The organism is Pseudomonas sp. Lb2C2 (assembly GCF_052112205.1).
GTDB classification, from domain to species: domain Bacteria; phylum Pseudomonadota; class Gammaproteobacteria; order Pseudomonadales; family Pseudomonadaceae; genus Aquipseudomonas; species Aquipseudomonas kilonensis.
On the sequence record NZ_JAUTYW010000007.1, the window covers coordinates 74,748 to 99,191 of the forward strand.

The 24,444-nt window shown below is 62.4% G+C and carries 19 protein-coding genes; 8 read left to right on the forward strand and 11 right to left on the reverse strand.

The annotated features are described in order from the left end of the window. Positions 1 to 130: 130 nt before the first annotated feature. Together nfuA and Q7F16_RS21435 are read right to left on the reverse strand one after the other, a co-directional pair. Complete coding sequence (nfuA, locus tag Q7F16_RS21430; protein WP_003225494.1) at positions 131 to 715, reverse strand: Fe-S biogenesis protein NfuA; 585 nt, start codon at positions 713 to 715, stop codon at positions 131 to 133. Between the two features lie 115 nt (positions 716 to 830). Next, positions 831 to 3,122 carry a fatty acid cis/trans isomerase gene (locus Q7F16_RS21435; RefSeq protein WP_409556811.1) on the reverse strand — a complete coding sequence of 764 codons (2,292 nt, stop codon included), beginning with the start codon at positions 3,120 to 3,122 and terminating at the stop codon, positions 831 to 833. A gap of 156 nt (positions 3,123 to 3,278) precedes the next feature. Between Q7F16_RS21435 and metH the strand changes: the two genes are divergently transcribed. Then, on the forward strand, positions 3,279 to 6,989 hold the full coding sequence (metH, locus tag Q7F16_RS21440) for a methionine synthase (RefSeq protein ID WP_409556810.1): 3,711 nt from the start codon (positions 3,279 to 3,281) through the stop codon (positions 6,987 to 6,989). Positions 6,990 to 7,043: 54 nt separating this feature from the next. After that, positions 7,044 to 7,262, forward strand: a complete 219-nt coding sequence (locus Q7F16_RS21445) for a DUF2970 domain-containing protein (RefSeq protein ID WP_079302480.1) — start codon at positions 7,044 to 7,046, stop codon at positions 7,260 to 7,262. Positions 7,263 to 7,347: 85 nt separating this feature from the next. Here the strand turns inward: Q7F16_RS21445 and Q7F16_RS21450 are convergent, their stop codons facing one another. Continuing rightward, positions 7,348 to 8,490 carry an ABC transporter substrate-binding protein gene (locus tag Q7F16_RS21450; protein WP_409556809.1) on the reverse strand — a complete coding sequence of 381 codons (1,143 nt, stop codon included), beginning with the start codon at positions 8,488 to 8,490 and terminating at the stop codon, positions 7,348 to 7,350. 503 nt (positions 8,491 to 8,993) lie between these two features. On the opposite strand from Q7F16_RS21450, the gene Q7F16_RS21455 reads away from it, so the two are divergent. Beyond that, entirely contained in the window at positions 8,994 to 10,652 is a 1,659-nt protein-coding gene (locus tag Q7F16_RS21455; RefSeq protein ID WP_014338670.1) for a nitrite/sulfite reductase, read from the forward strand. Then, a complete protein-coding gene (locus Q7F16_RS21460) occupies positions 10,636 to 11,130 on the forward strand; it encodes a DUF934 domain-containing protein (protein ID WP_014338669.1) in 495 nt (164 codons plus the stop codon). The genes Q7F16_RS21455 and Q7F16_RS21460 overlap by 17 nt, the downstream gene beginning before the upstream one ends. Positions 11,131 to 11,384: 254 nt before the next feature. Here the strand turns inward: Q7F16_RS21460 and sohB are convergent, their stop codons facing one another. After that, positions 11,385 to 12,416 carry a protease SohB gene (gene sohB / locus Q7F16_RS21465; RefSeq protein WP_046062062.1) on the reverse strand — a complete coding sequence of 344 codons (1,032 nt, stop codon included), beginning with the start codon at positions 12,414 to 12,416 and terminating at the stop codon, positions 11,385 to 11,387. A 226-nt stretch (positions 12,417 to 12,642) separates the two neighbouring features. Here sohB and Q7F16_RS21470 point away from each other — a divergent pair, with 226 nt between their 5' ends. The 3 genes from Q7F16_RS21470 to Q7F16_RS21480 all read left to right on the forward strand — a co-directional run bounded on the left by Q7F16_RS21470 (position 12,643) and on the right by Q7F16_RS21480 (position 14,789). Continuing rightward, positions 12,643 to 13,353 (forward strand): histidine phosphatase family protein, encoded by a 711-nt coding sequence (locus Q7F16_RS21470; RefSeq protein ID WP_409556808.1) that lies wholly within the window; start codon positions 12,643 to 12,645, stop codon positions 13,351 to 13,353. A gap of 51 nt (positions 13,354 to 13,404) precedes the next feature. Further along, the gene (locus Q7F16_RS21475; protein ID WP_046062064.1) at positions 13,405 to 13,719 is read left to right on the forward strand and encodes an SCP2 sterol-binding domain-containing protein; all 315 of its coding nucleotides are present in this window, start codon (positions 13,405 to 13,407) and stop codon (positions 13,717 to 13,719) included. Positions 13,720 to 13,925: 206 nt separating this feature from the next. Next, positions 13,926 to 14,789 carry a LysR family transcriptional regulator gene (locus tag Q7F16_RS21480; protein WP_003200177.1) on the forward strand — a complete coding sequence of 288 codons (864 nt, stop codon included), beginning with the start codon at positions 13,926 to 13,928 and terminating at the stop codon, positions 14,787 to 14,789. A gap of 73 nt (positions 14,790 to 14,862) precedes the next feature. On the opposite strand, the gene Q7F16_RS21485 is transcribed toward Q7F16_RS21480, so the two are convergent. Next, positions 14,863 to 15,099, reverse strand: coding sequence for a YdcH family protein (locus Q7F16_RS21485; RefSeq protein WP_003200175.1), 237 nt, complete (start codon positions 15,097 to 15,099; stop codon positions 14,863 to 14,865). Positions 15,100 to 15,316: 217 nt separating this feature from the next. Here Q7F16_RS21485 and Q7F16_RS21490 point away from each other — a divergent pair, with 217 nt between their 5' ends. Beyond that, complete coding sequence (locus Q7F16_RS21490) at positions 15,317 to 15,838, forward strand: DUF4142 domain-containing protein (RefSeq protein WP_018604791.1); 522 nt, start codon at positions 15,317 to 15,319, stop codon at positions 15,836 to 15,838. A 192-nt stretch (positions 15,839 to 16,030) separates the two neighbouring features. Here the strand turns inward: Q7F16_RS21490 and Q7F16_RS21495 are convergent, their stop codons facing one another. The 6 genes from Q7F16_RS21495 to lexA all read right to left on the reverse strand — a co-directional run bounded on the left by Q7F16_RS21495 (position 16,031) and on the right by lexA (position 24,306). Next, complete coding sequence (locus Q7F16_RS21495) at positions 16,031 to 16,243, reverse strand: hypothetical protein (RefSeq protein WP_409556807.1); 213 nt, start codon at positions 16,241 to 16,243, stop codon at positions 16,031 to 16,033. A gap of 81 nt (positions 16,244 to 16,324) precedes the next feature. Continuing rightward, complete coding sequence (locus Q7F16_RS21500) at positions 16,325 to 18,436, reverse strand: ATP-binding protein (RefSeq protein WP_409556806.1); 2,112 nt, start codon at positions 18,434 to 18,436, stop codon at positions 16,325 to 16,327. A 117-nt stretch (positions 18,437 to 18,553) separates the two neighbouring features. Next, entirely contained in the window at positions 18,554 to 21,652 is a 3,099-nt protein-coding gene (locus Q7F16_RS21505; RefSeq protein ID WP_409556805.1) for an error-prone DNA polymerase, read from the reverse strand. After that, a complete protein-coding gene (locus tag Q7F16_RS21510; RefSeq protein ID WP_409556804.1) occupies positions 21,628 to 23,049 on the reverse strand; it encodes a Y-family DNA polymerase in 1,422 nt (473 codons plus the stop codon). The genes Q7F16_RS21505 and Q7F16_RS21510 overlap by 25 nt, the downstream gene beginning before the upstream one ends. Positions 23,050 to 23,056: 7 nt before the next feature. Beyond that, positions 23,057 to 23,689, reverse strand: coding sequence for a translesion DNA synthesis-associated protein ImuA (imuA, locus tag Q7F16_RS21515; RefSeq protein ID WP_046062069.1), 633 nt, complete (start codon positions 23,687 to 23,689; stop codon positions 23,057 to 23,059). Next, positions 23,689 to 24,306 carry a transcriptional repressor LexA gene (gene lexA / locus Q7F16_RS21520; RefSeq protein WP_014338660.1) on the reverse strand — a complete coding sequence of 206 codons (618 nt, stop codon included), beginning with the start codon at positions 24,304 to 24,306 and terminating at the stop codon, positions 23,689 to 23,691. The genes imuA and lexA overlap by 1 nt, the downstream gene beginning before the upstream one ends. Positions 24,307 to 24,444: the final 138 nt, after the last annotated feature.

Below are 24,444 nucleotides of genomic sequence, written 5' to 3' on the forward strand. Positions count from 1 at the left end.
CTGGACCGCGAAGCGGTCCCCAGGCAACCCATGCACCATCACGAGAAATGCATCGATTACCTGGCGATTGCTTCGCAATCGAGCGGGAGCAAGCTCCCTCGCCACAGTTTTTGCTCGCAGCGCACGCCTATCAGTAGTAGGCGTTTTCTTTCTGCGTGTGGTCGGTCACGTCGCGTACGCCCTTGAGCTCCGGAATGCGCTCGAGCAAGGTCCGCTCGATGCCTTCCTTCAAGGTCACGTCAGCCTGGCCGCAGCCCTGGCAGCCGCCGCCGAACTGGAGCACGGCGATGCCGTCTTCCACCACGTCGATCAGCGAAACCTGGCCGCCGTGGCTGGCCAGCCCCGGGTTGATTTCGGTTTGCAGGTAGTAATTGATGCGCTCGTTGACCGGGCTGTCGGCATTGACCATCGGCACCTTGGCGTTTGGCGCCTTGATGGTCAGCTGGCCGCCCATGCGGTCGGTGGCGTAGTCGACCACCGCATCGTCCAGGAAGGCTTCGCTGAACGAGTCGATGTACGCGGTGAAGCTCTTGAGCCCCAACGCGGTGTCTTCGGGTTTTTCTTCCCCCGGCTTGCAGTAGGCAATGCACGTCTCTGCGTACTGGGTGCCGGGCTGGGTGATGAAGACGCGAATCCCGATACCTGGGGTGTTCTGCTTGGACAGCAGGTCGGCCAGGTAATCGTGGGCGGCATCGGTAATGGTAATGGCGGTCATGGAAACTCCTCGCAGGCTTGCCGGCAGTTTACGCCAATCATCGCGCCGGACAAAGTCCTAGTATTTTTGTCAGGAAAGCGCCCGGCGGCACGGGGTTTGCCGCCGGAGCTGTCGATCAGAGGTTCTGGTAGCGATTCATGTCCAACACACCGCTTTCCACGGGCTCCGTCTCCTGGATGTATTGGCTCAGGTCATGGAAGTAGTACCAGAACTGCGGGTGACTGCGACGGATGCCCCAGTGCTCGACAATCCGCTCGAACGCTGGCGCATCCTGGGCGCCTTGCATGGCCTCGACGAACGCCGGCACTTGCCCGGCCGGAATGTTGAACATGAAGTTCGGGTAGCTGCTGAGCACGCCCGGGTAGACCGTCAGCGTGTCCAGCCCCGGCTGGTAGCGCGCCTCCTCGCCCAGCAGAAACGCCACGTTGCTGTGGGCACGGTTGCGCAGCAGGCTGTAGACCTCACGCTGACCACTGGCGGTTTCGACACGCAGCAAGGTCGCTTCCGGCAGTTGGTCGATCACCTTGAGCCCCGCCGCCGGGCGCGACACCAGGCGGCTGAGGGCCTGTTCGGCGTTTTGCAGCGCCAGGTCGATGTTCGGACGCGAGCAGTAGGCACCGTCACAGCGGTTGATCGGATCGGGACGGGCATTCAGCTCGCCATAACGGGCCAGCAATTGCTGGGTGAAATCGCCCTTGGGATCGTGTTCGTCAAGCTTGAGGGCGGTCGGCGTGTCATCGTCGATGGCCTCGTAATCGAGCCACATCTTGAATTTGCCGCCGGCCTGGTACCAGTCGTCAAGGTAGCCTTCCCGGGAGTCGGCCGGCATCAGGCGCAGGAAATTCTGCTCCGCACCGTTGCGGATCAGGTCGAAATACAGCCGGGTCTGGGCCTGGTGGGACACGTTGCCGAACACATCGAAATTCACCGCCAACTGGTAATAGGTGCGCTCCAGCAACGGGAAGTCGAACAGCCACATCGTCTGCGGCACCTCGCCGATCAGGCCCTTGTTGACCGAGGCACTGTCGAAGTGCCGGAAAATGCTCAGCAGTGCATTGTCATTCCCGGCCCACAGCGTCGACCAGCTCGGCGCCGGCAGCTCAGCATAATTATCGCGGCGCAAGGCTTCGTACTCGTTGCGTTTGTCCCGGTAGTCGAGCCACAGGCTGAGGACGCTGCCCACATCATCGTTCTGCCCCGGCATCGCCAGCAGCGGCGTGGCCTGGCCGCGGTAGTTCGGGTCAGTGACGTACAAGTCATGTTCGGGGTCCTGGAACAGCGCCCAGAAATTGTCGCGGATCACGTCGGTAGCAATCTGGCCCCGGCACACCGGCCCACGAATGAACGTACGCACAAAATACTCGGCGTTATCGAGCATGAACTGGTAGCGAGCCTGGGCCGGGATCGCTTCGAAGGTGGAAAACGGGTTGGCCCGGCGCTCCGGACCGTAGCCCGGCAACGCGGAAACCTGCCATTTACCGCTGTAGAACAGGCTCTTGATGCGCGCCATCTTCGCCGCGCTCAAGCCGTAGGTGATGTGGGTCTTGTGCACGATCACCCCTTGCACCGGCCAGAGCCGGTAATACACACGGGTACCAGGGTCATCATTCGGACGGCGGGTATTGATCAGGTCGATCGGCTGGCCGGTGGGCGTGCGCGAACGGACCCACTGGAAGAAATGCCCCGGCTCGCCGTCCTTGAAATAGATGTGCGCCAGGAACCAATGCTCGAACAACCAGCGGCCCACCAGGCTTTCCCGGGCGCCAGGAGCATTGAGCAGGTTTTCCCATTGCACCACCTGCAAGGCTTCGGCGGCGCTCGGAGCCAAGGCCTGCTGATCGATGGGAGCGCCTGCGGCCAGCCAGCGCTGCAGGGTCTGGTATTGCTGGTCGGTCAGGCCGGTGACGGCCAGGGGCATGCCTTCCTTGGGATGGCTGCCTGCGTATTCGTCGAATTGATCCGGCATCGCGCAGCTGTTTTCACGATTGAGGCCTAGCACGATCTCTTCCGGCAGCTTGGCGTTGGGCTGCAGTGGCGTGCGGTGGCCCAACTCCAGCATGCGCGCCATCAGGGCAGCCTGGCTGCCTTGGGCGTCGAGCACGGAATAAAAGCCCTTGCGCTGCCAGGCACGCTGGCCGGAGGCGTCATAGAACAAGCGAGTCGGATCGGCCGCCTGGCGCCGCTCGCCGTCGTACACCGACAGCTTGCTCGCTCCCCGTGCCGCACCTTCGCCGCTGCCCAGGTTCAACTGGCAGGCAGAGTCGTAGCAGGCATGGCAGGCCACGCATTTTTCCGTGAAAATTGGCTGGATGTCGCGGGTGTAGGAGATCGCGGGAGCGGGACTCCCGGCGGCTGCGGTAAAACACAACAGCAGCAACAGACTGCCGAATAAGACGCGGTACGGCATGTCTCGGGTCCCAAAGAGATAATCCGCCGATTCTACCGGGCCAGCATCGCCTTGCAAACATGAGCGATATTCATGCAAAAGCCCGTCATGATCAAATCCTGCACAGGTTTGCTATCATCGCGGCCTTCGTAATGGTCTTTTTTTCCAGGTAGTCCTATGTCTGATCGCAGCGCTCGCCTTTATCTTCTCCAGCAAGCCCTCAAGGAACGCATCCTGATCCTCGACGGCGGCATGGGCACGATGATCCAGAGCTACAAGCTGGAAGAACAGGACTACCGCGGCAAGCGCTTCGCCGACTGGCCGAGCGACGTCAAGGGCAACAACGATTTGCTGGTGCTCAGCCGTCCCGACGTAATCGGCGCCATTGAAAAAGCCTACCTGGATGCCGGTGCCGACATCCTGGAAACCAACACCTTCAACGCCACCCAGGTGTCCCAGGCCGACTATGGCATGCAGAGCCTGGCCTACGAGCTGAACCTGGAAGGCGCGCGCCTGGCCCGTAAAGTGGCCGACGCCAAGACCCTGGAAACCCCGGACAAGCCGCGCTTCGTCGCCGGCGTGCTCGGCCCGACCAGCCGCACCTGCTCGCTGTCGCCGGATGTGAACAACCCCGGCTACCGCAATGTGACCTTCGACGAACTGGTGGAGAACTACACCGAGGCCACCAAGGGCCTGATCGAAGGCGGCGCCGACCTGATCCTGATCGAAACCATTTTCGACACGCTGAACGCCAAGGCGGCGATCTTTGCCGTGCAAGGCGTCTACGAAGAACTGGGCGTCGAACTGCCAATCATGATCTCCGGCACCATCACCGACGCCTCCGGTCGCACCCTCTCGGGCCAGACCACCGAAGCCTTCTGGAACTCGGTGGCCCACGCCAAGCCGATCTCCGTCGGCCTGAACTGCGCCCTCGGTGCCAGCGAACTGCGCCCGTACCTGGAGGAGCTGTCGAACAAGGCCAGCACCCACGTATCGGCCCACCCCAACGCCGGCCTGCCCAACGAATTCGGTGAATACGACGAACTGCCAGCCGAAACGGCCAAGGTCATCGAAGAGTTCGCCCAGAGCGGCTTCCTGAACATTGTCGGCGGCTGCTGCGGCACCACCCCGGCGCACATCGAAGCCATCGCCAAGGCCGTGGCCGGCTATGCGCCGCGGCCAATCCCGGAGATCCCGCGGGCCTGCCGCCTGTCGGGCCTGGAACCGTTCACCATCGATCGCAGCTCGCTGTTCGTCAACGTCGGCGAGCGGACCAACATCACCGGTTCCGCCAAGTTCGCCCGGCTGATCCGCGAGGACAACTACACCGAAGCCCTGGAAGTGGCCCTGCAACAGGTCGAGGCCGGCGCCCAGGTGATCGACATCAACATGGACGAGGGCATGCTCGATTCGAAGAAGGCCATGGTGACCTTCCTCAATCTGATTGCCGGCGAACCGGACATCTCCCGCGTGCCGATCATGATTGACTCCTCCAAGTGGGAAGTGATCGAAGCCGGCCTCAAGTGCATCCAGGGCAAGGGCATCGTCAACTCCATCAGCATGAAGGAAGGCGTCGAGCAGTTCATCCATCACGCCAAACTGTGCAAGCGCTACGGCGCCGCCGTGGTAGTGATGGCCTTCGACGAAGCCGGCCAGGCCGACACCGAGGCGCGCAAGAAGGAAATCTGCAAGCGCTCCTACGACATCCTGGTCAATGAAGTGGGATTCCCGCCGGAAGACATCATCTTCGACCCGAACATCTTCGCCGTCGCCACCGGTATCGAAGAGCACAACAACTATGCCGTGGATTTCATCAACGCCTGCGCCTATATCCGCGACGAACTGCCCTACGCGCTGACCTCCGGCGGGGTCTCCAACGTGTCCTTCTCGTTCCGCGGCAACAACCCGGTGCGCGAGGCGATCCACTCGGTGTTCCTGTTCTATGCGATCCGCGCGGGCCTGACCATGGGCATCGTCAACGCCGGCCAACTGGAGATCTACGACCAGATCCCGGTGGAACTGCGCGACGCCGTGGAAGACGTGATCCTCAACCGCACCCCCGAAGGCACCGACGCCCTGCTCGCCATCGCCGACAAGTACAAGGGCGACGGCAGCGTCAAGGAAGCGGAAACCGAGGAATGGCGCGGCTGGGAAGTGAACAAGCGCCTGGAGCATGCGCTGGTCAAGGGCATCACCACCCACATCGTTGAAGACACCGAGGAGTCGCGACTGTCTTTCGCCCGGCCGATCGAGGTCATCGAAGGCCCGCTGATGGCCGGCATGAACATCGTCGGCGACCTGTTTGGCGCCGGCAAAATGTTCCTGCCCCAAGTGGTCAAGTCCGCCCGTGTGATGAAGCAGGCCGTGGCTCACCTGATCCCGTTCATCGAGGCGGAAAAAGGCGACAAGCCGGAGGCCAAGGGCAAGATCCTGATGGCCACGGTCAAGGGCGACGTGCATGACATCGGCAAGAACATCGTCGGCGTGGTGCTCGGTTGCAACGGCTATGACATCGTCGACCTGGGCGTGATGGTGCCGGCGGAGAAGATCCTGCAGGTGGCCAAGGAGCAGAAGTGCGACATCATCGGCCTGTCTGGGCTGATCACCCCGTCACTGGATGAGATGGTGCATGTGGCGCGGGAGATGCAGCGCCAGGATTTCCATCTGCCGCTGATGATTGGTGGCGCCACCACCTCCAAGGCCCACACGGCAGTGAAGATCGAGCCCAAGTACAGCAACGACGCGGTGATCTACGTCACCGATGCCTCCCGCGCCGTAGGCGTGGCGACCCAGTTGCTGTCCAAGGAGCTCAAGCCGGCTTTCGTCGAAAAAACCCGCCTGGACTACATCGACGTACGCGAGCGTACCTCCAACCGCAGCGCCCGCACCGAGCGCCTGAGCTACCCCGCCGCCGTGGCCAAGAAGCCACAATTCGACTGGAGCAGCTACCAGCCGGTCAAGCCGACCTTCACCGGCGCCAAAGTACTGGACAACATCGACCTGAACGTCCTGGCCGAATACATCGACTGGACACCGTTCTTCATTTCCTGGGACCTGGCCGGCAAATACCCGCGCATCCTCACCGACGAAGTGGTCGGCGAAGCCGCCACCGCGCTGTACGCCGACGCCCGGGCGATGCTGCGCAAGTTGATCGACGAGAAACTCATCAGCGCCCGCGCCGTGTTCGGCTTCTGGCCGGCCAACCAGGTGCACGACGATGACCTGGAAGTCTACGGCGACGATGGCAAGCCACTGGCCCGTCTGCATCACCTGCGCCAACAGATCATCAAGACCGACGGCAAGCCGAACTTCTCCCTGGCCGACTTCGTCGCGCCGAAGGACAGCGGCGTGACCGACTACGTCGGCGGCTTCATTACCACCGCCGGCATCGGCGCCGAAGAAGTCGCCAAGGCCTACCAGGAGGCCGGCGACGACTACAACTCGATCATGGTCAAGGCCCTGGCCGACCGACTGGCCGAAGCCTGTGCCGAATGGCTGCACCAGCAGGTGCGCAAAGACTATTGGGGCTACGCCCAGGACGAAAGTCTGGACAACGACGCCCTGATCAAGGAGCAATACACCGGCATCCGCCCTGCCCCCGGCTACCCGGCCTGCCCGGACCACACCGAGAAAGCCACCCTGTTCCGTCTGCTCGACCCCGAGGCCAGCGAACTGAAGGCCGGGCGCAGCGGTGTGTTCCTCACCGAACACTACGCCATGTTCCCGGCAGCCGCGGTCAGCGGCTGGTATTTCGCCCATCCCCAGGCGCAATACTTCGCCGTGGGCAAGATCGACAAGGACCAGGTCCAGAGCTACACCGCACGCAAGGGCCAGGACTTGAGCGTGACCGAACGCTGGCTGTCGCCGAACCTGGGTTACGACAACTAAGTCCGCAGCAATTGGCTATGCTCTCCACATACGACCTTGTGTATGGAGAGCATCATGGACGAACCAACCGAAAATAAGGCACCCACCCTCTGGCAAATGCTGCACAGCGTGGGAGCGGCGGCCCTTGGCGTGCAAAGCGGAAAAAACCGCGCCCGCGACTTCACCCATGGCAAGCCGAGCCACTTCATCATCCTCGGCATCCTGTTTACGGTGGTTTTCGGGTTGACGTTGTATGGGATCGTCAATCTGGTGTTGTACTTTGCGGGCGTATAAAACGTATCGGCACACTATGGAACCAGATCTCTTTCGAACCGAAACAGTCATATTGCCCGTCTCGCCAGCCTCGATCTGAGCCGCTCTAGCGCCCCCCCAGCGCATCGAGCGAAAAGGCATAGCGCTGGCCATCCGGGTGGGACACCAGGCTGAAGCGTTTGAAGTCCAGGCGATAGTCCTTGGCAGGATTCATGTTCAACCACGCGCGGGCCCGGGCTTTATCGAGCGACTGCATCAGGTCGACCTGCTGGTTGTAGCCGCCATGGCGCGCGAGGTCGACGCCCCGGGCGTGATCATGGAGCAGCACCATGGCCCAGCCCCCCAAGCTGAAATGCCCGGTGAACAGTACGCTCAAGCGCCCGTCGATACGTGCCTGGAGCGCCGCCCTGGAGCTGTTCATGGCGCTGAACAACACATCCTTGCCCGGCTGGCGACCCGCCTCCTCGAACGCCTGCATGGCGCCCAGGGCCATTTCATCGTTGGCCGACCAGACCAGCGCCGTCTGCGGATAGCGCTTGACCAACTGGCTCGCCTGCTCATAAGCCCGTTCGCGATTCCACTCGCCATACACCAATTGGCGCAGATGCACTTGCGGGTGCTCGGCCAACGCCCGGAGCAGGCCTTTCTCACGCAGTTGCGCCGAAGGGGTGAGTTTCTTCCCGGAAAAGGCCAGCAAGTCGAGCGTCTGCCCAGGCGCCAGCGGCCCGTATTGGCGCAAGAGTTCCTTGAGCATCAGGTAACCGCTGCGCTCATCGTTGGGCACCAGGCTGCCAAGTAACTCGGGCGGCAGGGCACCGTCCTCTGCCAGCAGGCGAGTCTGATCGCTGGTCAACGTGTTGTTCACCAGGAACAGCTTGACCCCACTGCCCTGCGCCAACTGCAGGATCCGCGGGGCGACATACTGCTCGTTGACCAACACCAGGTAGTCCGGACGGTCTTTCGCGGCGATGGCCTCGCGGGCCTGGCGTATCATCCGTTGGGGGTCGCGCCCGGCATATTCCACGCGCAGCCGCAAACCCAGCCCGCTTGCCGCCGCTTGCATGAATTCGCTATAGCTGACCCAGAAGGGCTCGGTGGAGTGTCCCGGATTAAGGAACACGACTGAAGGCGCAGCCGAACTGGCAGCCAAAACCTCGGTTGCCGAAGAGGACACACCATTGGCGGCCTGGGCCTGCACCCAGAATGACAGGCATAACAGCCCCAATAGCCTGCAGATAAACTTCGACATCCCGCCCGCCCCAAATAATACGCCACCCAGTATAACGACCCGGGTGGCGATCGGGCACATGAACACGAGACCTTCGTGTGGCCAGCAACCGCTAGAGTTTATTGATGGCTGACCCAGAACACTGCGGTGCCCACCACCAGGATAATCAGGAACAAAATGGCCCAGGCATCAACAGAACTGTCGCTTTTCCTTGCTTTGGTCGGATTGCTCATTGCATCGCCTCTTGTCGGTTTTGTAGGTGATTGCATAGGGACTCGACCACAGTTAAGACGATGATTGCCCGCACGACAAATGTGGGTTAGGCAATAATCAATCTCATTAGTCGATTTGGTTCTTTACATATACTCAAACATCACTTTTGCGCATAACTCAAAACAGGTATCTTGCACCGGCTCCTCTAGGAGTGCGCGGCCGTGCGCGCAGAATTGCCGAGGCAGAACCCGATTCCAGCGAGCCAACATGCAGCTGTTTCTGATCGGCCCAAGCCTGAGACCGAGACTTATATGTACGTATATGACGAGTACGATCAGCGGATCATCGAGGACCGCGTCAAGCAGTTCCGTGATCAGACCCGACGCTATCTGGCAGGCGAGCTGAGCGAAGAAGAATTCCGCCCTCTGCGCTTGCAGAATGGCCTGTATATCCAGCGCTTCGCCCCGATGCTGCGTGTGGCTGTGCCTTATGGCCAGCTGACCTCGCGCCAGGTGCGCAAACTGGCGCAAATTGCCCGCGACTACGACAAGGGCTACGCCCACATCAGTACCCGGCAGAACGTCCAGTACAACTGGCCGGCCCTGGAAGATGTGCCCGAGATCCTCGCCGAGCTGGCCACCGTGCAGATGCACGCGATCCAGACCAGCGGCAACTGCCTGCGCAACGTCACCACCGACCAGTTCGCCGGTGTCGCGGCCGACGAACTGATCGACCCGCGCCCATGGTGCGAGATTGTCCGCCAGTGGACGACTTTCCACCCGGAATTCGCCTACCTGCCACGCAAGTTCAAGATCGCCATCAACGGCTCGACCTCGGACCGTGCGGCCATCGAAGTCCACGACATCGGTCTGGAGACCGTCTACAACGCGGCTGGCGAGCTGGGCTTCCGTGTGCTGGTGGGCGGTGGCCTCGGGCGTACGCCGGTGGTCGGCGCGTTCATCAACGAGTTCCTGCCGTGGCAGGACCTGCTGAGCTACCTCGACGCCATCCTGCGGGTATACAACCGCTACGGCCGTCGCGACAATAAATACAAGGCGCGGATCAAGATCCTGGTCAAGGCCCTGACGCCTGAAGTGTTCGCCGAGAAGGTCGAAGCCGAGATGGCTCACCTGCGTGGCGGCCAAACCACCCTGACCGAAGCCGAAGTGCATCGTGTCGCCAGGCACTTCGTCGACCCGCAGTACAAGGCGCTAGGCAATCAGGACGCCGAACTGGCAGCCCTCGACAAAGAACACCCGGGCTTTGCCCGCTGGCGCACCCGCAATACTCTGGCCCACAAGAAGCCAGGTTATATCGCGGTGACCCTGTCCCTGAAGCCGACCGGCGTCGCGCCGGGCGACATCACCGACAAGCAACTGGACGCCGTGGCCGACCTGGCCGAGCGCTACAGTTTCGGTCAGCTGCGCACCTCCCACGAGCAGAACATCATCCTGGCAGACGTTGAACAGAGCCAGTTGTTCACCCTGTGGGGAGAGTTGCGCGAGCAAGGTTTCGCCACCCCGAACATCGGCCTGCTGACCGACATGATCTGCTGCCCGGGCGGCGACTTCTGCTCGCTGGCCAACGCCAAGTCGATCCCTATCGCCGAATCGATCCAGCGTCGTTTCGACGACCTGGACTACCTGTTCGACATCGGCGAGCTGGACCTGAACATTTCCGGCTGCATGAACGCCTGTGGTCACCACCACGTCGGCCATATCGGCATCCTGGGCGTGGACAAGAAAGGCGAAGAGTTCTACCAGGTTTCCCTGGGCGGCAGCGGTAGCCGCGACGCCAGCCTGGGCAAGATCCTCGGCCCGTCGTTTGCCCAGGACGACATGCCTGACGTGATCGAGAAGCTGATCGACGTGTACATCGAACAACGTACCGAAGACGAGCGCTTCATCGACACTTACCAACGTATTGGCATCGACCTCTTCAAGGAACGCGTCTATGCAGCGAATCATTAAGAACAACGAGGTCATCGACGAAACCTGGCACCTGCTGCCCAAGGACGCGACCTTCGACGGCATCTCCAACTGTGACGACCTGATCGTGCCCCTGGCCCTGTGGCGCGATCATGCCCACGCCCTCAAGGCCCGCGACGGCGGCCTGGGTGTGTGGCTGGACGCCGACGAGGAAGCCGAGGAAATCGGCGAGGACGCCAACCAGTTGCAGGTCATCGCCCTGAACTTCCCGGCCTTCACCGACGGGCGCAGCTACTCCAACGCTCGCCTGCTGCGTGACCGCTATGGTTTCAAGGGTGAATTGCGGGCGATTGGCGACGTATTGCGCGACCAGTTGTTCTACATGCACCGCTGCGGCTTCGACGCCTTCGCCTTGCGTGCCGACAAAGACCCCTACGAAGCCCTCGAAAGCCTCAAGGACTTCTCGGTGACCTACCAGGCTGCCACTGACGAACCGCTGCCGCTGTTCCGTCGTCGCTGAAAAAGCCCCATGAAAAAGCCCTGATCCGGGGATACCGGTTCAGGGCTTTTTTGTTGGGCATTATTTGCAAAAAATCTCGCAGCCCCACCGAAACCCCTGTGGGAGCGAGCTTGCTCGCGATAGCGGTGGATCAGCTTGCCTCGATATCGGATCTACCGCCGTCATCGCGAGCAAGCTCGCTCCCACAAGGGGATGGCGATGAACCTGGACTTTTCAGCCCATCCCCAATATCGAGAACACCTGCCCCCCCCGAACTACCAGAACCGCTGCTGGGTCAGGCGGCTCCACCAACTGAGCAGCACGCGATCCACCGAACCGCTGGCCGCCATGCCGATACGTTCCTGCAGGCTTTTGCGTTCGGCATAGTGCAGGTGGTACAGCTCGGCATCCTTGGCCCGCTCGGCCAGGTATTCATCGCTGGTTTTCAGTTCGTCCACCAAGCCCTTGCCCTGCGCCGCGACACCCAGCCAGACTTCACCGGTCGCTACTTCATCGATGGCCAGTTGCGGGCGGTAGTTGGACACGAAGTTCTTGAACAGCTCATGGGTGATGTCCAGGTCTTCCTGGAATTTCTCCCGGCCCTTCTCGGTATTTTCGCCGAACACCGTCAACGTGCGTTTGTATTCCCCGGCCGTCAACACTTCGAAATCGATGTCATGTTTCTTCAGCAGACGGTTGACGTTGGGCAATTGCGCGACGACGCCGATGGAGCCCAGGATCGCAAAAGGAGCGCTGATGATCTTCTCGCCGATGCACGCCATCATGTAGCCGCCGCTGGCCGCGACCTTGTCGATGCAGACCGTCAGCGGCACTCCGGCCTGACGGATCCGCGCCAGTTGCGACGAGGCCAGGCCGTAGCTGTGGACCATGCCGCCGCCACTTTCCAGGCGCAGCACCACTTCATCCTTGGGTGTCGCCAGGGTCAGCAGCGCGGTGATTTCATGACGCAGGCTCTCGGTGGCCGAAGCCTTGATGTCACCGTCGAAATCCAGCACGAACACCCGGGGCTTGGCCGCCGGCTTGTCCTTGTGCTTCTTCCCGGCCTTTTCAGCCTTGCCTTCGGCCTTGCGCAGCGCCTTGAGCTGATCCTTGTCCAGCAGCGTCTGTTCCAGGCGCTCACGCAGTCCCTTGTAGAAATCGTTGAGTTTGCTCACCTGCAACTGGCCGGTCGACTTGCGCCGCCCCTTGCTGCGCAGCGCCGCAAAACTGGCCAGCACCACCAGGATGGCGATCACCAACGTCACGGTCTTGGCCAGGAAACCGGCGTACTCGATGAAAAACTCCACAGCAACTCCTTAAATGCGATGCGCCACTGAACGCAGGCGCGTAACGGCTCCAGCATACCCATGCGCCTGCGTCGCGGCCAGTCATGAAACCTGTGGTTACCTTGAGGCGAGCGAGGCAGGACAAGGCTGCAACGGGCATTTCAAACAAGCGTATGTTTTTTCATTGACAGCTCACCGCCATCCCCATAACCTCGCCAAACCTTCAACGTACCGGGATGACGCGGACGTGGGCAGTATCTATCTGATTCGACATGGCCAGGCCTCCTTTGGTGCGGACGACTACGATGTCCTTTCACCCAATGGCGTGCGCCAGGCGCAAGTGCTCGGCGGCCACCTGGCGGAGCTCGGTGTCGTATTCGATCGCTGCCTCTCGGGTGACCTGCGTCGCCAACAGGATACCGCCATCGGCGCGCTGGGCCAGATGTCCGCCGCCGGGTTGCCGGTTCCCGGGCTGGAAATCGACGCCGCGTTCAACGAGTTCGATGCCGACGCGGTCATTCGCGCCCTGCTGCCGGACATGCTTGCCCAGGAGCCCGAGGCGCTGCATATCCTGCGCAACGCCGCGCAGAACCGCGCCGAGTTCCAGCGCATCTTCGCACTGATCGTCGAACGCTGGCTCAGCGGCCAGTATGATCCGCCGGGCCTGGAAAGCTGGCTGGGTTTCGTCGAGCGGGTCCAGGCGGGCCTGCACCGCATCCTGGAGCAAGCCGACAACACCCATAAAATCGCCGTGTTCACCTCCGGCGGCACCATCACCGCCCTGCTCCACCTGATCACCCAGATACCGGCCCGACAGGCCTTCGAACTGAACTGGCAAATCGTCAACACCTCGCTCAACCACCTGAAATTCAGGGGCCGCGAGGTGGCCCTGGCTTCCTTCAACAGCCATGCCCACCTGCAACTGCTGAAGACCCCGGACCTCATCACCTTCCGCTGAGTCCGGATTACTGTAGACCCTTGCTGTACCACCCAAATAAGGATCGAAACCATGACCTCCGTAGCCGACGCCGTACAAGCCATGAAAGCCAAGTTCAACCCAGCCGCCGCTGCCGGCCTGGACCTGGTATTCGGTTTCCGCATCGACGATACCAAGAATTTCTCGCTGGTCGTCAAGGACAGCACCTGCGAACTGCAGGAAGGTGAGAACCCGGACGCCCAGGTGACCCTGGTGATGGACGGCGAAACCCTGCAAGGCATCGTCGACGGCAGCACCGACGGCATGCAAGCGTTCATGGGCGGCAAGCTGCGCGCCGAAGGCGACATGATGCTGGCCATGAAACTGTCCGAGCTGTTCCCAAGCTGAGACTGCGCTCGCGTTCTTCGCGGGCCTTTTGATTGCAAACCAATCCCGCCCCCGTGGCGGGATTCGTGTTTTTGCCTCAAGTATCTTCGCTGGCTGCCCCGCCGCTATCGCGAGCAGGCTCGCTCCCACAAGGGATCTGCGGTTCGCAGGTATCGGCAAGGCGCGGCAGCTCTTACAATGCCCGCTTCCCCCGCATCGGCCTGAATATGGACATCGACCTCGCCCGCACCTTCCTGGAAATCGTCCGCCACGGCAGCCTCGCTGCTGCGGCCGAAAAGCTGCACGTGACCCAGACGGCGATCACCGCCCGGGTCCAGAAGCTCGAAAGCCAGCTCGGCTGCGCGCTGTTCGTACGCAACCGTGCCGGCGCGCGCTTGACCAGCGACGGCGAAGCATTTGTGGTCTACGCCAACCAGCTCGTGCAGACCTGGGAAGCGGCCCGTCGGGACCTGCCACTGCCCGAGGGCTATCGCAACGTCTTGCACCTGGGAGGCGAGGTCAGCCTGTGCAATCCGTTGATGCTCGCCTGGGCCGGCGAACTGCGCCAGAAGATTCCCGGCCATGCCCTGCGCATGGACATCCGCGACGGCGAGAAACTGCTGCAACAGCTGGAGCTGGGTCTGCTGGATGCGGCGGTGGTGTATCAGCCCGAATACTGGCCGCGCCTGCAGGTGGAACAGCTGCTGGAAGAAAAACTCATCCTGGTACGCTTGGCCGCCCGTCCCGAGCCCTACGTGTACATTGACTGGAGTGCTGACTTCCGGCGCCAACACGACACCGCGCTACCAGACAAGGCCAAGGCCGCCGTGACCTTCAACCTCGGCCCCCTGGCCCTGCAGTACATCCTGGAAAACGGCGGCAGCGGCTACTTCCGCACACGGGTCGTGCAGAGCTACCTGGACAGCGGCATCCTGGAACGGGTACCCAAGGCACCGGAATTCAACTACCCCACCTACCTGGTCTACTCCCGCGATCGGGATTCAGCGGCGTTGCAGCAGGCATTCGAGGTGTTGCGAGAGATCGTCAAGACTGGCAGCGACTGGTCGCAGCGCTGGGATCCATTGACCTGAGTTTGTGAGGGTGAGGGCCCCGCCCAAAAGGCCCTTCGCAACACAAAGGGCCTTCACAGGTTCGGTCCCGAGGCTAGCGCTGCATCTGAGCCACGATCTCGTCCTTGACCAGCAATCGCTTCTTCTTGAGCGTCTCCAAAGCATCGTCGGACAGCGCGCCGGAGGACGGTTTCTCGGCTTCGACCACCTCGGCATCAAGTTGGGAGTATTTTTGAATTAACGAGTCGAGCCTTGGATTCTCGCTGCGTTTTTGCTGGATGTGATCTTTTGTGCATTTAAGATCCTGGCACAAATCGTGGGACACCGGCATGGAACACCTCCTTCGATGGGTCGGTGGCAGACGCCCTTGCGGCGCCCGTCGATTATCAGGATGGCCTCCTCGACAGGGTTCTGTCGACCGCCAATCCGACCAGCGGTGACCGTTCGTCGTACCGGATCGCTTGGCGATCAAACCTTTGCCTGTACCCCACCCTCCATTGCTCAGAGACGACAAGAATCGCTCGTTCAACGTGTGTGGAGACTTACCTATGGACAGATTCACCTTGCGTCAACTCGGCCTGGCAGTTGCCCTGAGTACCAGCATGGGCATGGCATGGGCCGCGACTTCCAACGACTTTGTCGACAACGCGGCGGCCGGTGGCATTGCAGAAATCGAGACCAGCAAACTGGCCTTGGAAAAAAGCCAATCGGCGGACATCAAGGAATTCGCCAACAAGATGATCACCGACCACACCAAGGCCAACGAAGAGCTGAAAGCCCTGGCGCAAAAACATGACATCGAAGTACCCGACGACACCACGCTGATGAAAAAAGCCAAGGCGAAGATTCTCGACGTGCGCGATGAATCCTTTGATGCGGCCTACGCCAACAATCAGGTCAAGGCCCACGAAGAAACCATCGCCCTGTTCAAGAAAGAAGCCGAAACCGTTACCGACGACAAGAAGGCTGGCAATACCGAACTCAAGGCGTTCGCCCAGAAGATGCTGCCGGAGCTGCAACATCACCTGGAAGCCGCCAAGAAACTTCAGGCTGCGCATCCAAGCAAGTAGAGCGAGGCACTGCTCACTTAAGGAAAAACGGCGCCTCCCTTGGAAGGGAAGCGCCGTTTTTTCGAAGCCCTCCCTGTGGGAGCGAGCTTGCTCGCGATAGCGGTGGTCCAGTCACAGGGATATCGAATTTGCCACCGTCATCGCGAGCAAGCTCGCTCCCACAATGAATCGGTGTCGCACATCCGTCATGGGCTAGCCACCATCGGTGTCAATATCAGCGTCAGTATCCTCGCCAGATTTCGGCCGATCCGGTTCAGGCTTGAAGCCGGGGCTGAAGGTGTTGTCATTGTCCCTATGACGATTCTTCTGATCGACCTCCGTGGCGGCGCTCTGGGCCTGGTCCGTCCCGGCAGGGCGGACTGGTTGGGTGTTTGCTGGATCGTCGTTCATAGGCACCTCGTTCATGGCAGGGCCGGATGGATGACCGGTCTTGAACATTCGAAGGTGGCGCGACGGCTTCGGTTCCATTTGTTTACAGCGCGGCGATCAGCCGCCCAGCACACTCCTCACCATCCGGGTCAGCGCGTCCGGGCCGTAGGGCTTGCTCAATAAATGGGTATCGGGGCTCAGCTGATGGTTGCGGGAGATGATGTCCCGGGTGTGCCCCGAGGTGAACAGCACCGGGACCGGCGGGTTCTGCACCTTGGCCCAGGCGGCGAGGTCGGAACTCTTGATCAGGCCGGGCATGACGACGTCGGTGAAGATCAGGTCGACCGAGATGCCTTCCAGCAGCAGCTTCATCGCCTCATCGCCGTTGGCGGCCGTGAGGGTCCGATAGCCGGACTGTTCCAGCAGTTCCACCGACGCGCTGCGCACCTCGTCGTTGTCCTCCACCACCAGGATCGTCTCTTGCCGGCCGGACTGAAGCACGTCGTGTTGCTCGGTTTCGCCCGCTTCGGGCGCAAGGCTTCGAGGGAAATACATCCGTACTCGCGTGCCCTCGCCCAGGTCGCTGGAGATCTCGATATGGCCGCCACTCTGCTTGACGAACCCGAACACCATGCTCAATCCAAGCCCGGTGCCCTGGCCATCGGTCTTGGTGGTGAAAAACGGTTCGAACACCTGCTTCAGGATCTCGGGCGGCATGCCGGCACCGCGGTCGATCACCGACAACCGGACATAGTCGCCAGTCGAGATTTCCTTGCCGGCACAGAACGCTTCATCGAGCACGATGTTCTCGCCGATCAGGCCGATGGTGCCCTCGCCGCCCATGGCATCGCGCGCATTGATCGCCAGGTTCAACAGGGCGTTTTCCAATTGATTGCGATCGACGTGGATGCACCAGGGCTCCTGGGGCAGGCTCACTTCAATCTGGATGGTTTCACCCAAGGCCCGTTGCAGCAGCTCACCCATGCCCTCGTAGATGCGTCGTGGGTTGTAGACCGCCGGTGACAATGGCTGGCGCCGGGCAAAAGCCAGCAACTGCGATGACAACTTGGCCCCCCGCTCCACGGCTTCGATGGAAGCACTGACCCGCCGTTGCACGTTGACGTTGTCCCGCTCGTGGCGGGCCAGCAAGTGCAGGTTGCCGGCAATCACTTGCAGCAGGTTGTTGAAGTCATGGGCCACGCCACCAGTGAGACCGCCAATGGCCTCGAGCTTTTGCGACTGACGCAACTGCTCTTCTGCCGCCAGCCGCGCCTGCACCTCGTCGGCGACCCGCTGTTCCAGGTCGCGGGTGAATTTGAGCAGCGAAGCCTCGGCTGTCTTGCGTTCATTGATGTCAATCAGCACACCTGGAAAACGCAGGGGCTTGCCCGTGGCATCGAATTCGCAGCGACCGCTGGCCAGCACCCACAGGTAATCACCGCCTATGCGGCGCACCCGATATTCAGCGCTGTAGGGGATGCCCGTGCGCACGGTCAGTTCGACCCGCTGGTTGACCTCTTCGAGGTCATCCGCGTGGATGCGCTGGCGGGCGATTTCGATGGGCAGTGCGTCCAGCGAACAGTCTGGCGGGTAGTTGAAGGTACGGGCGAAACGCTCATCGCCCGACAGCGTGTCGGCTTGGATGTCCCAGACGAACGATCCCAGCAATGGTCCGGCCGAGAGGGCCAACTGGATGCGTTCATTGACGGCTCGGTAACTGCGTTCGGCCTCTTGCCGGGCGCGCTCGGTCAACACGAGCTCGGTGGTTTCCACCACAATCGCCAGCACGCCCGCCGGGGCCTGGTCGTCGTCGGGCACCGGGCTGTAATAGAGGTCCATCCACACATCTTCAGGCTTGCCGTCGCGCAGCAGGACCAGCTCTTTGCTGCGGTAGGACAAGGTGCCGCCGGCCAGGCAGACGTCCAGCACATGCCGATTGAATTCGGCGACCTCCGGCCAACCCAACTCCACCGCGCACCCCAGCAGGTAAGGATGGCGGCCACCGGCGAACTCGGCATAGGCATCGTTGTAGATCATGAAGCCCTGGCGGCCCCACAACATCACCATCGGCAGGGGCGAAGCCAGCAACAACTGGACGGCGCTGCGCAGGCTGGCGGACCAGTGCTCGATGGCGCCCAACTCGGTCCGGCTCCAATCGAACGCCCGGATACGCCCGGCCATTTCACCGCCCCATCCAGGGCACCCGTGATTTTGGGATAGAAACTGCATGGTCGATTCTGAACCTCAAAATGCCTGCAGGGAGTCGGCATACACAAATCCCTTGCGATCAGAGCTTCGAGCGCCGGGTTGGCGTTTGGTTTCATGGTGAGGGAGCTGTTTGCGGATTCAGCGGAAATCACGGCTCTGCACCTGGATACCCGCCAGCAACTCGGTCAGGTCGCTCAGGCGCCCGGCGATCAAGTGGCGGACCTCGCCGACGCTTTCCCAGCGCCCGTCGACCTTGAGCAATTGCGAGCCCACCAGGGTCTTGCGCTGGCGCTCGGCCAGGTCGCGCCAGACCACCACGTTGAGATTGCCGAATTCATCTTCCAGGGTGACAAAGGTCACGCCGCTGGCCGTGCCCGGGCGTTGGCGGCCGGTGACCAGCCCGGCGACGCTGACGTTGCGGCCATGCTCCACCTCTTGCAACTCCCGTGAGCTGCGGCAGCGCCGGGCGCGCAGTTCGGGACGCAGCAGGGCCAGCGGATGAGGGCCCAGTGTCGTGCCGAGCGTGGTGTAATCGGCAAACAGGTTTTCCCCCAGCGTAGGTTTTGGCAAGGCCACGGGCGGTTCTTCCTGGCATGGCAAACCGGCGAACAAACCCAGTTGCTTCTGCACCCCGGCCACTTCCCAGCGGGCACGATGGCGATCACCGGCCAAGCCCTGCAAGGCACCGGCATCGGCCAGTTGCGCCTGGGCCCGAGCATCGAGCTGCGCGCGCTCGCCCAAGTCGGCCACGTCGCTGAAGGGCCGATGCCGGCGGGCCGCTTCGATACGGCGGGCATCCTCTTCGCGAAAGCCCTTGACCATGCGCAGCCCCATGCGGATCGCCGGTTGCCGACCGTCCATGGGCTCGAGGCTGCAATCCCAATCGCTGGCGCGCACGTCCACCGGACGGATGGACAGTTGATGCCGGCGGGCATCCTGGAGGATCTGGTCCGGGCTGTAGAACCCCATGGGCCAACTGTTGATCAGGGCACAGGCGAACGCCGCCGGTTCGTGGCATTTGAGCCAACTGCTGGCGTAGGTCAGCAAGGCGAAACTGGCGGCGTGGGATTCCGGGAAACCGTAATTGCCGAAGCCTTTGATCTGTTCGAAGATTTGCGCGGCAAACTCAGCGGTGTAGCCGTTTTTCTTCATCCCCTGCGCCAGGCGTTCCCGATGGGGCTCCAACCCACCGTGACGTTTCCAGGCAGCCATGGAGCGACGCAATTGGTCTGCTTCACCCGGGGTGTAATCGGCCGCGACGATGGCGATCTGCATGACCTGTTCCTGGAACAAGGGAACACCCAGGGTGCGGTTGAGCACTTCTTCCAGCGCTTCAGAGGGATAAGTCACTGCCTCTTCTTTGTTTCTGCGGCGCAGGTACGGATGCACCATCCCACCCTGGATCGGCCCGGGCCGCACGATCGCCACTTCGATGACCAAATCGTAGAACGTCTTGGGTCTCAGCCGAGGCAACATCGACATCTGCGCCCGGGACTCGATCTGGAACACACCGATGGTGTCGGCGCGGCTGATCATTTCATAGGTCGCCCGATCATCCTGGGGCAGCGACGCCAGGGTGTAGCGCTGGCCCCGGTAATGCTCGATCAAATCGAAACAGCGACGAATCGCACTGAGCATGCCCAGGGCCAGGATGTCCACCTTGAGCAACCCGACCGCGTCCAGGTCGTCCTTGTCCCACTGGATGATGGTGCGTTCGGCCATGGCGGCGTTTTCCACCGGCACCAGGGTGTCCAGGGGTTGCTCGGAAATCACGAAGCCACCCGGGTGCTGGGACAAATGCCGGGGAAAACCGATCAATTGCCGGGTCAGGCTCAGGACCCGGCGCAACACCGGGCTGTCCGGGTCGAAGCCGCCTTCACGCAAGCGCTCCACTGGCGGCGCCTCGTCGCTCCAGCGGCCACAGCAATCGGCCAGGGCGTTGATCTGGTCCGGCGGCAGGCCCAGGGCCTTGGCCACATCGCGCACCGCCCCGGCGCCGTGGTAACTGCTGACCACCGCCGTCAATGCCGCACGATGACGGCCATAGCGCTGGAACACGTACTGCAACACTTCCTCGCGACGCTCATGTTCAAAGTCGACGTCGATGTCCGGCGGCTCGTTGCGCTCCCGGGACAGGAAGCGTTCGAACAACAGGCTGGTAAGGCTGGGGTCGATTTCGGTGATGCCCAAGGCGTAGCACACCGCCGAGTTGGCCGCCGAACCGCGCCCCTGGCAAAGGATATGGCGGCTGCGGGCGAAGCTGACGATGTCCTGTACGGTGAGGAAATAACTGTCATAGCCCAACTCGGCGATCAGGCTCAGCTCCTTGTCGATCTGTGCCCGCACTTTGTCTGTCACGCCGTCCTTCCACCGCTCGCGCATGCCACGCTCGGTCAGTTCCCGCAGCCAGGACGCCGGGGCATGCCCCTCGGGCACCAGCTCGCGGGGGTATTGGTAACGCAGTTGGCCAAGATCGAAGGTGCAGCGCCGGGCGATGTTCAGGGTTTCATCGAGCAAGGCCTGCGGGTAGAGATCGGCCAGATCCTTGCGGCTGCGCAAGTGGCGCTCGCCGTTGGGGTGCAGGCGCTGGCCAGCCTCGGCCACCGTGACGTGGTGACGGATGGCGGTCATGGTGTCCTGCAAGGCACGACGACCGCGCGCGTGCATGTGCACATCGCCACTGGCCACAACTGGAAGATCCAGGCGCTCGGCCAGCGCCAACGAGTCTGCCAACCGGCGGCGGTCGTCCTGTGCGCAATGCAACTGGACCGTCAGCCACAGGCGCCCGGCAAAGATCGACTGGAGCCAACGGCCATGTTCCTCGGCGTCTTTGCCCTCGGCTATCCACAACGCCAGCAGCCCCGGCAAGGGCTGGTCGAAGTCCTCTCGCACGATGCGATAGTGGCCCTTCTCGCTGCGACGCCGGGCGCGGGTGATCAGCCGGCACAAGGCTTGATAGCCTTCCAGGTCTTCCACCAGCAACACCAGTTTCGGGCCGTTCTCGACCTGGATTTCGCTGCCGACGATCAGTTGCAGCTCCAGTTCCTTGGCCGCCTGCCAGGCCCGGACGATTCCGGCCAAGGTGCATTCGTCGGTGATCGCCAGGGCCTGGTAGCCCTCTTGCCTGGCCCGACGACACAACTCCAGGGCACTGGAGGCGCCACGTTGGAAACTGAAGTTCGACAGGCAATGCAGCTCGGCATATTCAACGCTCATGCGAACCAGCCTTGCAGCCACAGCGGCCCACCCTCGCCCACCGGTCGATAGGCCCAGCCGCGTTGCCCGCTGTGGGTTTCGATCAGGTAGTAGTCGCGGCGTACGTCGGCACCGTCCCACCAGCCGGTCTCGATGCGCTCCGGGCCCATGAGGACTCGCGCCTGGCTGTCCTGCAGCACCTGGGCCTCATTCAGCAGCCAGCCGGGACGCTGCACGCCAGCGCGCACCGGACAGGCCTGGGGCCGGGGTTGGGGCGTCATTTGCCAGGCGCATTCAGGTCGATGGTCATCGCGAAACCCCAGGCCCTGCACCGCGTCATCCCCCAGCCGCGCCCGCAGCCGTTCGCGCAGTTGCTCCCAAGGCAAGGACTGTTGCGGGCGCTCGTCGAACAGCTCCAGGCGCTGGGGCACGAAACTCGGCAGGTCCTCGGCACACAAGCGAAAACCCCGCACCGGGGCCGCGACCTGCACCTGTTCCAAGCGACCGCGGGCCAGTTCGAAGAGCATCGCTGGATCCCGTTCGGCGCTGAGCAAGCCGACCTTGATCAGTGTGTCCGGCAAAGCGGCATGCTCCAGGTGCAGGTCGAAGCGCTGCACGCCGCTGTCGCGACCGCACAGGAAGGCCGACAAGTCACCGGTCAAGCGCCGCAACGGGAACAACAGCGCCTGATGGGATTGCACGTCATAGTTGAGTTCGATGCGCACATCGAAACGGTCTGGTGGCAGGTAGAACGACAGCGCCAGGGTACGGCTGCCCGTCAGAGCGTCGAGGTGCTTGAGCACCTGGGCCTCGAAGCGCCGTGCCAGGGTCTGCCGGGGCAAGGCCTGGACCTGGCTCAGGCGGCGCAGGCCCATGCGCGACAGTGCCGTGGCGACCTCGGGTTCCAGGCCGATCCGCTCCACGGGCATGTCTCCCAGGCATTGTTGCAAGGTCTCGGCGTCGGGCACCACCAGGGCGTCGTAGGCATTGGCCAACACCCGCGCCGCCACCGGATTGGGGGCGGCGACGATGCGATGACGAAAGCCCAGTTCGGTCAGTTCGGTCCGCAAGCGCGCCTCGAACACCGGCCAGGGGCCAAACAGTCCCAGGCTCGACTCGATCTCGAACAGCAGCGTACGCGGGTAATGCACGCTGACCTGGGAGCTGAAACGGTAGGCCCAGGCTGCCAGGAACTGTTGCCAATATTCGATCTGCGCCGCGTCATATTCGGCGGTGGCAAAACCTTTGCTCAAGGCCTGGGCGGCGGTCATGGTCTGACCGGGACGCAAGCCCAAAGCCCGTGCTGGCGCATTCACCGCTTGCAGCACCCGACGTTGGGCCGGGCCGGTCAGCAAGGCCAGGGGCTGGTCAGGATCAGGGCGCTGACGCAGCGCGGCGTCCAGCGCCAATTGCGGGAAGAGAATACAGACCCAGCGCATCGCAACCTCAATGCCCGGTTTGTGGGGCGAGCGTGGCAAAGGCAATCGGCGCCGAACGAGCCAACCCGCCGCGGCACTTGAGCACGCGCAATTGCGCAGGCCGGGTATCGATGGCGATGCGCAGCGCCGCCGGCGACGGGTTGATGGCCTCCTGGATCGAGCGCCAGGCGAACGCCAGGGTCTGACCGGTTTCCGCCGCCACTTGCAAGCGGCGCAAGGCCCGGTCATCCGCCTGGCGGGGCCAGCACAGGACCGCACCACAACTGCCCGAACGCAGGCATTGTTCGGTGGCCCACAGGGCATCGCGCTCATCGGCGCGGATCACCGACAACTGGCGCAGGTCGACGCCAGCGTTCTGCCAGGCCTGGGGATAGGGCACGAACGGCGGCGCCACCAGCACGATCCGCTCTCCCGCCGCCGACAGCCGCGCCAGGGTCGGCCACACCAGTTGCAACTCACCCACGCCCGGCGCGGCGATGAGCAGTTCCGTCAACGCCGCTTCCGGCCAACCTCCACTGGGCAACGCTGCATCCAGTGCCCCATGGCCGGTGGGTTGCGGGCTGGCGGCCGGCGGCGCAGGCCGACCCTTCCAGACCTGGCCGCCGTTGAACAGCGTGTCCAGCGCAACGACAGCGCCCATCAGCCTTGCCTCACCAAGCCACAGAACACCCCTTCTATCGCCAGGTCCTGGTCGGCCTCGACGATGATCGGCTGGTAGGCCGGGTTGCGCGGCAGCAAGCGCACCCGCTCGCCGATGCGCTCGAAGCGCTTGATGGTGACTTCACCGTCCAGGCGCGCCACGACGATCTGGCCGTTGGAGGCCTGGGGTGTGCGCTGCACGCCCACCAGATCACCGTCGAGAATGCCGTCCTCGATCATCGAGTCACCCTGGACTCGCAGCAGGTAATCCGGCGCCTTGGAGAATATCGCCGGGTCCAGCATCAGGCGGCTGTGGACCTCGGCGTCGGCGCCAATCGGCCGCCCGGCAGCCACTCGCCCCAGCACCGGCACGTCCAGCAGCTCGGGCCGTGGTGGCTGGTTCAGCAAGCGGATACCCCGGGCCTGGTGCGGATTGACCTCGATAAAGCCGGCTTCGGTCAGCGCCAGCACATGCTTGCGCGCCACACTGCGGGAGGCAAAACCGAACGCCTCGCTGATTTCAGCGAGGCTGGGAGGCTGGCCCTGATCGGCGATGCGTTCGCGGATGAAAGTCAGGATGGCGGTACGGCGGGGTGTGAGAGTCGTCATGGAGTACATTTGTACTCTTCCGGAGTTTTTCTGACAAGCGCCGCCAGTCAGTTCACAGCGGGAGCAATCTCTGGCCACAGGTATCAGCACTTTTCCTCAAGTGAACAGCATTACCTTGTGGGAGCGAGCCTGCTCGCGAAAGCATCA

Bases quoted from the DNA above. Each gene is read 5' to 3' on its own strand.
- nfuA (WP_003225494.1), bottom strand. From the start codon at position 715: ATGACCGCCATTACCATTACCGATGCCGCCCACGATTACCTGGCCGAC.
- Q7F16_RS21435 (WP_409556811.1), bottom strand. From the start codon at position 3,122: ATGCCGTACCGCGTCTTATTCGGCAGTCTGTTGCTGCTGTTGTGTTTT.
- metH (WP_409556810.1), top strand. From the start codon at position 3,279: ATGTCTGATCGCAGCGCTCGCCTTTATCTTCTCCAGCAAGCCCTCAAG.
- Q7F16_RS21445 (WP_079302480.1), top strand. From the start codon at position 7,044: ATGGACGAACCAACCGAAAATAAGGCACCCACCCTCTGGCAAATGCTG.
- Q7F16_RS21450 (WP_409556809.1), bottom strand. From the start codon at position 8,490: ATGTCGAAGTTTATCTGCAGGCTATTGGGGCTGTTATGCCTGTCATTC.
- Q7F16_RS21455 (WP_014338670.1), top strand. From the start codon at position 8,994: ATGTACGTATATGACGAGTACGATCAGCGGATCATCGAGGACCGCGTC.
- Q7F16_RS21460 (WP_014338669.1), top strand. From the start codon at position 10,636: ATGCAGCGAATCATTAAGAACAACGAGGTCATCGACGAAACCTGGCAC.
- Q7F16_RS21475 (WP_046062064.1), top strand. From the start codon at position 13,405: ATGACCTCCGTAGCCGACGCCGTACAAGCCATGAAAGCCAAGTTCAAC.
- Q7F16_RS21480 (WP_003200177.1), top strand. From the start codon at position 13,926: ATGGACATCGACCTCGCCCGCACCTTCCTGGAAATCGTCCGCCACGGC.
- Q7F16_RS21485 (WP_003200175.1), bottom strand. From the start codon at position 15,099: ATGCCGGTGTCCCACGATTTGTGCCAGGATCTTAAATGCACAAAAGAT.
- Q7F16_RS21490 (WP_018604791.1), top strand. From the start codon at position 15,317: ATGGACAGATTCACCTTGCGTCAACTCGGCCTGGCAGTTGCCCTGAGT.
- Q7F16_RS21495 (WP_409556807.1), bottom strand. From the start codon at position 16,243: ATGAACGAGGTGCCTATGAACGACGATCCAGCAAACACCCAACCAGTC.
- Q7F16_RS21500 (WP_409556806.1), bottom strand. From the start codon at position 18,436: ATGCAGTTTCTATCCCAAAATCACGGGTGCCCTGGATGGGGCGGTGAA.
- Q7F16_RS21510 (WP_409556804.1), bottom strand. From the start codon at position 23,049: ATGCGCTGGGTCTGTATTCTCTTCCCGCAATTGGCGCTGGACGCCGCG.
- imuA (WP_046062069.1), bottom strand. From the start codon at position 23,689: ATGGGCGCTGTCGTTGCGCTGGACACGCTGTTCAACGGCGGCCAGGTC.
- lexA (WP_014338660.1), bottom strand. From the start codon at position 24,306: ATGTACTCCATGACGACTCTCACACCCCGCCGTACCGCCATCCTGACT.